The sequence below is a fragment of the bacterium genome (genome assembly GCA_035703895.1).
Classification (GTDB): Bacteria; Sysuimicrobiota; Sysuimicrobiia; order Sysuimicrobiales; family Segetimicrobiaceae; genus Segetimicrobium.
Genome location: DASSXJ010000294.1, coordinates 1 through 7,350 on the forward strand (window position 1 = coordinate 1; position 7,350 = coordinate 7,350).

Sequence of the window (7,350 nt, forward strand, 5' to 3'; positions counted from 1 at the left end):
CACCCTGACGGTGGTCTCCTGGGGCGACCTCTTGAAGATCACCTGGCAGTTCTTTGACGTGTACTGCGATGAGGCCTATGCCATTCTGGCGCACGAATGGATCGACGCGAAGGGGGGCCTGCCGCGCGGCTTCAAAAAAGTACAACTATTGAGTGACTTGGACGATGTGGAAGACCACGTGCCTGCGTGAAAAATGTGGCGTCGATTTAGCGCCGGGGATGTCTCTTCTAGAATCTAATGACCTCGAGTGCAGCCTCCAATAGGAAGGACACTGCCTTCGACAATCGCTGGATATCGTGGAGGTCGTGTTTCTGGCGACACAGGAGCGCGATCTCCTGGGCAACCTGTACTATCGTATGCGCCTCTTTCGCATGCTCTACTTGTTTCTGGCCCACCATCTCTGCGAGGTAGGGGATGGCGCCGTAAGGGACGGTCCCGTCGCCTAGTCCGTGGACCGGGTTTTTCACGTCCGGCTCCTCCTTGAAACCCACCCCTTTGGGCCCCCCCAGGGCATTGATTGCACGTTGCACGTGCTTCTGGGCCTCACTCACATCGGAGGCCCTTTGCGCCAGCTGACCGGTGAGGAAATATGCGATCTTCAATTGGTAGCCCGCGGGTAAAGGAGCCATGCACCCCATGCTTCACCCTCCCGCTTCCGTCGCGTCTTCGCCCCCAAAGCCTTCGGCTTCCCGAATCGCTTCATCGAGGGTCATGCCTCTTCCTTCGGCCCAGGCTGGCGCAAATGCATCTTCACCGATCACCGCTCGTGCGGCAGCGACTCCGCGGTCATAATCGGGACGGTCGGCAGGCGGCAGGGGGGATCCAAGGGTTTCCCGTAGGGCTTCCGCGGCACCGAACAGCCGCGCGCCCAGCGCTCCCTGCTCCTGCGCCGCCGCAAGAGAGCCAAACGCCTCAAGGGAAAAGGCGATCCTGCGTTTGTCCCCGAACTCCCGATGCAGTGCGAGGCCTTGCCGCAGCAGTGATCGTGCCTGCGCGTGCTCCCCTTGGCGGCAGGCGACAAGGCCCAGGTTGGTAAGGACCATACCTGCGCTGTCTCTGTGACCCGCCTTGTGCCATATCGCCAGGCTTTCCTGAAGAAGCGCCCATGCCGTCCCATAGTCCCCTTGACGATAGGCCACGCGTCCCAGATTGTGGAGCGAAACGGCGGAGCCTACCCGATCTCCGATCGCACGCCGTAGGTCGAGGCTCTCTTCGTACAGATCGCGCGCACGGCCATGCTCGCCTAGATGGGCCGCGACAGATCCGAGGTCATGGAGCAATTGGGCGATGTTCTGCTTATCCGTGATCCCGCGCCAAAGGCGGAGGCTTTCCTCGAGAAGCACCCGTCCCGTTGGATAATCCCCCTGTCCGAAGACTGCGAGCCATCCGGCGGTCCTGAGCGCTTTCGCGCGCAGAGGCGCCGGAACATCTCCGGGTCCTGCGAGTGCAGTCTCCAGCCATTTCCGCCCCTCCGCCATGTAACCGCGCACAAACCAGAAATGCCCCAGCGACGTTGCCAGTCGTAATGCGGCTATAGTCTCCCCTCTCTCTACGGACCACTCCAGCGCTGCACGCACGTTGTCGTGCTCCGTCTCGACCGTATCGAACCACGCGGACTGCTGCGAGCCCTCCAGTTCCCGTTCCGCCCGCTCCACGAACGCCAGGTACCAATCCCGATGGCGCCTCCGCGCCGCTTCTTCTTCGCCGGACTCCAGCAAGCGGTCCCGACCGTACTGCCGTACGGTCTCCAAGAACCGGTACCGGACGCTTCCAGGGTGTTCATCGATGAGCGTCAACGATTGGAATGCGAGTTGCGTCAGGGCGTCCAGGACATCCGACTCTTCAAGCCCATTCCCTGGACATACCCCCTCCGCCCCTTCAAGCGTCCATCCCCCCGCAAAGACGGACAACCGTTGCAGTAACAGGCGTTCCCGTTGCGAGAGCAAATCGTAACTCCAATCGATCGCGCCGCGGAGGGTCTGATGTCGTTGAAGGACCGTCCGGCTCCCCCCGGTGAGCAGGTGAAATCGGTCGTCGAGCCGCGCGGCGATCTGCTCCGCCGTCAGAACGCTCATGCGGGCTGCCGCCAACTCGATTGCCAGTGGTATCCCGTCGAGGCGCTGGCACACCACAGCCACCGATGGGGTATTATCGCGGTTCAGCACAAAGGTCGGACGGATCGCCACAGTCCGTTCCAGAAACAGCCTGACTGCCTCATACTCCCCCAGCCCTGCAGGCGAGGGGAGTCGCCGAACGTCGGGGAATGAGAGCGGCGGGACCGTCCATGTGGTCTCGCCCGAGACCGCAAGCGGCTCTCGGCTGGTTGCGAGGATGCTCACCTCAGGGCATCTCCGCAACACAACCTCAGCGAAGTGCGCACACGCGCTCACCAGGTGCTCGCAGTTATCCAGTATGAGCAGATGCCTTTTACGCTCAAGAGAGTCGAGGAGGGTCGCCAACAGTGGACGACCGGGCATTTCGCGGATCCCCAGGGCCGACGCAGCCGTTTGCGTGACAAGAGCCGGATCCGAAAGGGCAGCGAGATCCACGAGCCAGACCCCGTCACGGTAACCTTCGAGCATCTCCTCGGCCACCCGGAGGGCGAGACGCGTTTTCCCGACACCTCCCGCCCCTGTGAGCGTGAGGAGACGGCTCGAGGACAGGAGTCGCCTCACTTCCTCCATCTCACGTTTCCTCCCGACAAATCCGGTCAATTGACGGGGCAGGTTGTTGTCGAAGGCATCAAGGGACCTCAGAGGAGGGAACTCGTCGGGAAGCGCGGGATGAAGTACTTGGAAGATTCTCGTGGGTTCTTGTAGGTCTCTCAGTCGGTACGATCCGAGGTCACGCAAGCGTACGCCCGCCGGCAGGTTGTTCGAGGCGAGCGTGTTTGTTGCCAGGGAGAGGAGGATCTGCCCGCCAGAGCCAGCTTCGCAGATCCGCGCGGCCCGATGCACGTCCAACCCTGCGTATCCTCCGCCGACAATCAAGGGCTCACCGGTGTGCAGCCCCATGCGCACCCTCGGCTCTATGCCCTCGGGCCAGGAATAGCGGGCAATCGCCGACTGCGCCGCAACAGCGGCTGCGACTGCGTCGCTGGCGCGGGAGAAGACGGCCAGAACAGAGTCCCCCTGACCGCTGGCTTCCCACCCCCCGGCTTCAGCGAAGATCGTGCGCAGCAGACGATGGTGCTCGGCGAGCACCGTTGCATACGAAGAGTCGCCCAGGCGTTGGAGGAGTTCCGTCGAGGCTTCGATATCGGTGAAGAGGAATGTGACCGTCCCTGCCGGCCGCTCAGGCATAGGTGGCCTCCTCACCGGGCCCTCATACCAGCCTGCCCCATGCCCCCGATCCGCGACGTTCGACGGAGATCCGCTGTGCCCCTGTAAGGCGGGACGGCCAGAAGCCTCCCTTACATCCTCTCGATGGACTCCCGAGCAATCCCGTCGTCGAGCATCTCATGATGGATCGCCGTGGCAAGGATCTCGAGGCCGTCCACGAGGCGCGGGCCCGGCCGGTTGAAGTACGATGAGGCGTCGGTGAGGAACACTCGCCCCTCTCGCACCGCGGGGATTTCGTCCCACCCTGGACGCTCCGTCAGCGCTCCGACCTCGGCCCGGGTCCGCGCGAGATCGAACCCGCACGGCATCAGTACCAGGACATCTGGCGCGGCCCCGATCACCTCGTTCCACTCGACCACGCGCGACGGTTCACCGGCGCGTCCCAAAACGTCCACGCCGCCAGCGATATCCACCATCTCCGGCACCCAGTGCCCGCCCACGTAGATGGGATCCATCCACTCCAGGCAGACAACGCGGGGACGGGGCGGGCTGGCCTGAGCCTGCACCGTCCCGATCCGGATCCGGAGTTGGTCCACCAGCGCCTGCGCCCGGCCCGCCGTCCGGGTCAACTCGCCGACGAGCAGAATGTTGTCGAGGACATCACCGAGCCCGCGCGGTTCCAGCGAGACGATCTTCGCTTCCGCGTCGAGCAGCTTGGCCGCCTGCTTCACCAGGGTATACGATGGTGCGCAGACAGCGCAGAGTTCCTGCGTCAGGATCAGATCGGGAGCAAGGCGGGCCAGGGCTCTCTCGTCCAGGTGATACACGCTCCTGCCTGTGTGGACCATCCCGCGGATGCGGCCTTCGATCGCTCGGCTGGGCTCGCTCAGTCCGATGATCGCCTCGCTGAGCACCGGCTTCCCGAGCACCTCTGGTGGAAAGTCGCAGTCGTGCGAGATCCCCACGAGGGCATCGGCAAGACCAAGGGAGCACACGATCTCGGTCGCGCTGGGGACGAGAGAGACGATTCGCATCGCCCCTGTTATCCTGCCGGCAGCCTCTCGCCCGCGCGGATGGGCACGGGGAGCCGGTTGGCCGGGGGCGCCAGCGGGCACACCCACCGGGGATCATAGACACACGAGGGATGATACGCGAAGTTGAAGTCCAGGACGAGCTGGCCATTCTCGATGCCGAGGTCCGCACCTTTGACGCTGTCGAGCAGGTACCTGCCCGCGCCGTACGTTTCGGCTCCACTCGTCGCATCGCGAAATGGGAGGAAGATCCCGCCGCCGTACCCTTCCAACCAATAGAGTTCGAGCGCAAGTGGATGGCCCTGGAGGTCAAAACGGGCCACACCGAAGCGAACAAATCGGTAGGTACCGCCCCCGCTTGTGTGGAGATCGTAGAATGCAGTCTCGGCGGGCTCTACGTTCGCCAGGACACGGGCGCTCGGCTCGTAGTCGAAATATGGGAGCCCGGGAAAGCGAGCCCGTTCGGATCGCGGGATGGGCGATTGAGCGTGGGTGGCGAACAACCGGTCGCGCCCCGCGCGCCAGGACGCCCAAGCAGCCCTGGGATCGGGCGCCGCGCGGATCGCCTGGTAGAGCTCAAAGATCCGCCGCTTCCAGTCCAACAACTCAAGGTGCTCGATCGCCATCTCCAAGAGTAGTCTATCAACTGAAAAGGGCTCCGGGAATCCGAACGTGAAATGAGGGAGAGCCGCGATTGGACGTGATGCATCGGGTACCGTCACATCATTTCTCCCGGGAGGCATTGATGAACACAGAAGAACTCTGCTGGATCCCGGCCACTGAACTGGCGCGCCTGGTCCGTACCAAGGATGTTTCGCCGGTGGAGATCATCGACGCGTACCTCGGACGGATCGAACGGATCAACCCTCGGATCAACGCCTACTGCACCGTGGTGGCAGCGCAGGCCCGCGAGGCAGCAGCGGAAGCGGAGGCGGCGGTCCGCCGCGGGGACCAACTCGGCCCGTTGCACGGCGTGCCGTTCTCGCTCAAGGATTTGACCCCCTCCAAAGGGATTCGGACGACCATGGGGTCGAAGATCTTCGAACACAATATCCCCGAGGAGGATGCGGTCCTCGTGGAGCGGCTTCGCGGCGCAGGGGCGATCTTGCTCGGCAAGACGAACACCCCCGAGTTTGGCTGTAAGCCGTTCACCGACAACCGGCTGTTTGGAGCAACGGCGAATCCTTGGGCGCTCACCCGTTCCGCGGGCGGATCGAGCGGGGGGGCAGCCGCGTCCGTGGCCGCCGGTCTCGGCCCGATGGCGGAGGGCAGCGATCTCGCCGGATCGATCCGCCATCCCGCCGCGTGGTGCGGCGTCGTCGGGTTCAAACCCACCCAGGGCCGGATCGCGCGGTACCCAAATGCAACTGCCTGGAACGCCATGTCCTCGAACGGCCCGATCACGCGGACGGTCGCCGACGCCGCGCTGATGTTCTCGGCCATGGCCGGGCCCGACCCTCGAGATCCGCTTGCGCTGCCGCATACAGGTGAGGACTGGACCTCGCTCCCGTCCCAGGCGGATGTGCGCGGCCGGCGCGTGGCCTGGACACCGGACCTCGGCGGAGCCGCGGCCGTGGATCCGGCCGTCGCCTCGATCTGCCGAACCGCAACACGAGCGTTTACCGACCTCGGCTGTATCATGGATGAGGCCTCCCCCGAAATCGGGAACATCCGGGATTCGTTCCTTGCCCTCAACGCCGGCCTCCGACAGGCCACGGTCGGCAAGTACCTCGACCAATGGCGTGAGGAGATGGATCCGATTCTAGTACGGAGGATCGAGATCAGCCGGACCCTGACCGCCCCAGACATCGGCAGAGCGGAGGTCGAACGCACCGCGTATCATCACCGGCTCCGACGCTTCTTTGAAGAGTACGATTTATTACTCTGCCCGACCACCGCGACCACGGCATCGCCGCTGGACGCACTCCTGCCGAAGGAGATTGCGGGCCGCACCCTTCGGGATCACCTCGACATGCTGGTGCTGACCTACGCCTTCAATTTTAGCGGGTATCCGGCAATCTCGGTCCCGTGTGGGGCGACCAACGATGGATTGCCCGTGGGTCTGCAGATTGTCGGCGGCTGGCGGCAGGATGCACTCGTCCTGAAGGCCGCCGCTTGCTTTGAGCGCACAGCGCCGTGGGCGAACCTGAGACCGCCTCTGCATTGACCCGATCGTACAGAAACGAAGTTTCGATGGACATTGGTTCGATCGGTCATGGAGATATCCTCGAAGGCCCTAGGCACTTTGATATAAGAAACGATTCAATTAGGCGAGGGGTAGGGAGAAAATCCGGCTATAATGTATGTGGGGTAGTGCGAAAATGAGGGAAAGTCCAACGCGGGAAGTCGGATCCTCATATCACTCCCGAGGGCGCTGAATGCGGGCAATCGTGGCGTTTCTCCTCAGCTTTGTGCTCGCAGTAACAATTGGATCGCTAATTCTTCCCGACAACACTCCCAAGATCAAACCCAAGCGTCTCGTAGGAACTGCCCCAGTCCCTCCGACCCTAGATTTTCTCCCGGGGCTGCCTTCGCTGATCGTCCCGCGGCTTGATGACGCCTCAAAACGGTATGAGAAGGCCTGGCGGCTGTTGAAGGCAGGCAAGTACCGCGCCGCCGAAGGCGCATATCTCCAAATCCTCATCCGGAACCCGCAAGACCAGAAGGCCGTGCAAGGACTCGTGATGCTGCAACGGCTCCTCGCCAATCAGGATCCGAAAAGACTTCAGGAACAGGCTGAGGGATATCGTCGAACGATCGCCCTGGGACAGGTCACCGAGGAGCAGTACTCTCCAAGAGAATTAGAGCTCCTGGCTGAGGCAAGCCTGTCCGCCGCGAATGAAATTGTCTCGGAACAAAACTTGAAGGTCAGCTCTCTTTCAAAGGTCACCATCGTTACCGACGAGCGGCACCCCCCCGTTCCGTCACAAGTTAGCGTCCTACGCGATCCGATGGGTGCCATCAAGGAGCGCATCACTCAGCTCGCGACCTCCCTCGGGGTTGCTCCGGCGAAGACTGACATCGCTACCGGGGAGAAG

Annotated in this window: 7 protein-coding genes; 3 read left to right on the top strand and 4 right to left on the bottom strand. The window is 63.0% G+C overall.

Annotated elements, in window-relative coordinates; all coding sequences use genetic code 11:
• On the top strand, nucleotides 1-190 hold a 190-nt coding region (locus VFP86_19380), incomplete at its 5' end, for a hypothetical protein (protein ID HET9001814.1).
• A gap of 37 nt (nucleotides 191-227) precedes the next feature.
• On the opposite strand, the gene VFP86_19385 is transcribed toward VFP86_19380, so the two are convergent.
• The 4 genes from VFP86_19385 to VFP86_19400 all read right to left on the bottom strand — a co-directional run bounded on the left by VFP86_19385 (nucleotide 228) and on the right by VFP86_19400 (nucleotide 4,938).
• Entirely contained in the window at nucleotides 228-638 is a 411-nt protein-coding gene (locus tag VFP86_19385) for a hypothetical protein (protein HET9001815.1), read from the bottom strand.
• Between the two features lie 3 nt (nucleotides 639-641).
• Nucleotides 642-3,302: a tetratricopeptide repeat protein gene (locus tag VFP86_19390; protein HET9001816.1), complete on the bottom strand. Its 2,661-nt coding sequence runs from the start codon at nucleotides 3,300-3,302 to the stop codon at nucleotides 642-644.
• A gap of 110 nt (nucleotides 3,303-3,412) precedes the next feature.
• Complete coding sequence (locus VFP86_19395) at nucleotides 3,413-4,315, bottom strand: cobalamin-binding protein (GenBank protein HET9001817.1); 903 nt, start codon at nucleotides 4,313-4,315, stop codon at nucleotides 3,413-3,415.
• An 8-nt stretch (nucleotides 4,316-4,323) separates the two neighbouring features.
• Nucleotides 4,324-4,938, bottom strand: a complete 615-nt coding sequence (locus VFP86_19400) for a DUF1684 domain-containing protein (protein HET9001818.1) — start codon at nucleotides 4,936-4,938, stop codon at nucleotides 4,324-4,326.
• A 119-nt stretch (nucleotides 4,939-5,057) separates the two neighbouring features.
• On the opposite strand from VFP86_19400, the gene VFP86_19405 reads away from it, so the two are divergent.
• On the top strand, nucleotides 5,058-6,479 hold the full coding sequence (locus tag VFP86_19405) for an amidase family protein (protein HET9001819.1): 1,422 nt from the start codon (nucleotides 5,058-5,060) through the stop codon (nucleotides 6,477-6,479).
• A 211-nt stretch (nucleotides 6,480-6,690) separates the two neighbouring features.
• Nucleotides 6,691-7,350 (top strand): tetratricopeptide repeat protein (locus tag VFP86_19410; protein ID HET9001820.1); only part of this gene is annotated, 660 nt, incomplete at its 3' end.